Origin of the sequence: Streptomyces sp. NPDC060035, from assembly GCF_042736635.1 — a bacterium.
Classification (GTDB): Bacteria; Actinomycetota; Actinomycetes; order Streptomycetales; family Streptomycetaceae; genus Streptomyces.
In genome coordinates, this window is sequence record NZ_JBHWVO010000042.1 from 1 (window position 1) to 3179 (window position 3179).

3 protein-coding genes are annotated in these 3179 nt (G+C 70.6%); all 3 read left to right on the top strand.

Annotation, left to right across the window (positions count from 1 at the left end):
• Positions 1–1025: ABC transporter permease (locus tag ACFWBQ_RS35720; protein WP_385507264.1), on the top strand; the 1025-nt coding region annotated here is incomplete at its 5' end.
• Positions 1022–1942 carry an ABC transporter permease gene (locus tag ACFWBQ_RS35725; RefSeq protein WP_385507267.1) on the top strand — a complete coding sequence of 307 codons (921 nt, stop codon included), beginning with the start codon at positions 1022–1024 and terminating at the stop codon, positions 1940–1942. The genes ACFWBQ_RS35720 and ACFWBQ_RS35725, both read left to right, overlap by 4 nt.
• On the top strand, positions 1939–3000 hold the full coding sequence (locus tag ACFWBQ_RS35730; protein ID WP_385507269.1) for an ABC transporter ATP-binding protein: 1062 nt from the start codon (positions 1939–1941) through the stop codon (positions 2998–3000). The genes ACFWBQ_RS35725 and ACFWBQ_RS35730 overlap by 4 nt, the downstream gene beginning before the upstream one ends.
• Positions 3001–3179 lie beyond the last annotated feature (179 nt).

Consider the following 3179-nt stretch of genomic DNA (forward strand, 5'->3'; position numbering starts at 1 on the left):
GCCCGGCTCCGGCCGGGCCGTCGGCCCGCAGTCCACGCGCCCGCAGCGCGACCGCGTACCTCCGTTACGTGGCGGGCAAGCTGGCCGGTGCGGCGGTCTCGCTGTTCGCCGTGCTCGTCACCAGCTTCTTCCTCTTCCGCCTCGTTCCCGGCGACCCGGTCAAGCAGATGACCGGCGGCCGGCAGGTCTCCACCGAGCAGATCGCCGCGATGCGCCGGGAGTTCGGGCTGGACCTGCCGCTCTGGCAGCAGTTCACCGAGTACTGCGGCAAGGCCCTGACCGGGGACTTCGGTACGTCGTACCAGTTCCGCGCCCCCGTCATGGACAAGATCTCCGAGGCGCTGCCCGCGACGCTGCTGCTGACCGGCACCGCGTTCGTCATCTACACGGTGATCGGCATCTGGCTGGGTGCCAGGTCCGCCTGGCGCAACGGCTCGGCCGGTGACCGCTTCCACACGGCCTTCGCCCTGACGCTGTACTCGGTGCCGTCGTTCTGGCTCGGCCTTCTCCTGATCGTCACCCTGTCGGTGGGCATCGGCCCGATCCCCGGGCTCTTCCCGACCGGCGGCATGGAGTCCGGCAGCTCGAGCGGCTTCGGCTACGTCCTGGACGTGGCCCACCATCTGGTGCTGCCGGTCATTACCCTGGTCGCCGTCGAATACGCGCGCACCCTGCTGGTGATGCGCTCCTCGCTGCTCGACGAGATGGGCAGCGACTATCTGACGACGGCACGGGCGAAGGGACTGCGCGACGATCTCGTACGCCGTCGTCACGCCGTGCCGAACGCGATGCTGCCGACGGTGACGCTGCTCTTCGTCAACCTGGGCAACACGGTGGCGGGAGCGATCCTGGTGGAGACGGTGTTCTCCTGGCCCGGCCTCGGCGGGCTCTTCTACCAAGCCTTGAGCGTGCCCGATCTGCCCTTGGTGCAGGCCCTGTTCTTCGTCTTCGCCGCCGCGGTGATCCTGATGAACACGCTCGCCGATGTGATCTATCCGCTCCTCGATCCCCGGGTGGGCCGATGACGACCACGACCGACGCGCTGAAGACCATCAGCCCGCGTGCCCTCACCTGGACCCGCAGGCGGCACGCCGCCGCCCGCTTCTGGCACCAGTACCGCACCCACCGGGCCGGCCTCGCCGGTCTCGCCGTCCTCGCGCTGATCGCGCTCATCGCACTGTTCGCCCCGCTGCTGGTGGGCGCGGACTCGCAGAGCGTCACCCATGCGCCGGGCGGTCCGCTGGAGTCGCCGAGCAGCGCGTTCCCGCTCGGCACCGACCAGTTCGGCCGCAGTCTGCTGGCCCTGCTGGTGTGGGGGACGCGGGTCTCGCTGACCGTCGGCCTGCTCGCGGCGTTCCTCTCGGTGGCCATCGGGACCCTGGTGGGCATCACGGCCGGTCACTTCAAGGGCTGGTACGGGAACGTCGTCATGCGGATCACCGACTGGTTCCTGGTGATGCCGACTCTCGTACTGGCCATTGCGCTGGCCACCGTGCTCTCGCGGTCCCTCTGGACGACGATCCTCGCCATCGGCGTGACGACCTGGCCGACGACCGCGCGGCTGGTCCGCGCGCAGACGCTGTCCGTGGAGTCCCGTCCGTACATCGAGCGCTCCAAGGCGCTCGGCGGGGGCCACGGCCACATCATGTCCCGTCATGTGCTGCCCAATGTGATGCCGCTGGTGCTCGCGCAGACCACGCTGGTGATCTCCACGGCCATCCTCACCGAGGCGACCCTCGCCTTCCTCGGGCTCGGCGATCCCACGATCGTCTCCTGGGGCGGGCTGCTCCAGGACGCCCGCGAGGCCGGAGCGGTCAGCTCCGGCAACTGGTGGTACCTCGCTCCGCCCGGACTCGCCATCGCGGTCGTCGCCCTCGCGTTCACGCTGTGCGGCCGCACCATCGAGTCCGTGCTCAACCCCAAGCTGGGGGTGACCCGTTGACCGCTGTGAAGACAGAGACCGTTACGGAGCCGGAGATCCGGCAGCCGTTGCTCGAGGTCAGAAACCTGCACATCACCTACGGCACGGGAGCCTCGGCCGTCCCTGCCGTGCGCGGCGTCGACCTGCGGGTGGAGGCGGGCCAGAAGCTCGGGATCGCCGGGGAGTCGGGCTGCGGGAAGTCGACGCTGGCTCTCGCGCTGCTGCGGCTGCTGCCCGCGTCCGCGACCCTGAGCGGTGAGATCCTGCTGGACGGCGAGGACATCCTCACCATGAAGTGGGGCCGGCTGCGTGCCGTGCGATGGGCGGGGGCGTCGATCGTCTTCCAGGGCGCGATGCACTCGCTGAACGCCGTGCACCGGATCGGGGATCAGATCGCCGAGCCGATCCTGCTGCACAAGAAGGCCACCCCGGCCGCCGCACGCGAGCGGGCCGGCGAACTGCTGGAACAGGTGGGGCTTCCCGCCGCCCGGGCGGACGCCTATCCCCATGAGCTGTCCGGCGGGCAGCGCCAGCGCGTGATGATCGCCATGGCGCTGGCCTGCGACCCGCGGCTGATCATCGCCGACGAGCCGACCACCGCGCTCGACGTGATGATCCAGGCTCAGATCCTGCGGCTGATCGAGCAGCTCGTCGCCGACCAGGACCTCGGCCTGATCATGATCAGCCACGACCTCGCGGTGCTCTCCGACACCTGCGACCGCCTGTCGGTGATGTACGCGGGCCGGGTCGTCGAGGAGGGTCCCGCCAAGCAGGTGTACGAGAACGCCAGGCACCCCTACGGCAACGCACTGTCGGCCGCCTTCCCGCGGATCGGTGACCTCTCCTCCCGGCACGCGCCGCGCGGTCTGCCGGGCGACCCGCCGGACCCGTCGGCGTTGCCGCCCGGCTGTACGTTCCATCCGCGCTGCCCGGTGGCACTGGACTCCTGCGCCACCACGGACCAGGAGCTGCGGGACGCCGGGCAGGACCGGCGTGCGGCCTGCGTGCTGGTGGAGCCGGGTGCCGTCACGACACCGGGTCTGCCGGACGGCGCCGACCAGGCAAGGAGCACGTCATGACCACTACTCCCCCGGCTCCGCTGCTCAGTGCAAAGGCTCTGAAGGTCGCCTTCCCCGGCCGGCGCGGGGCGTGGGGGGGGGGCGCCCGCGCCCGGGGGGGCCGCGACAAACCGCCCCGCGCGGGCTGGGATAAACAAAAGAAGCGGCCGACCACCCCAGGGGGGTTGTTGTAGGTGTGG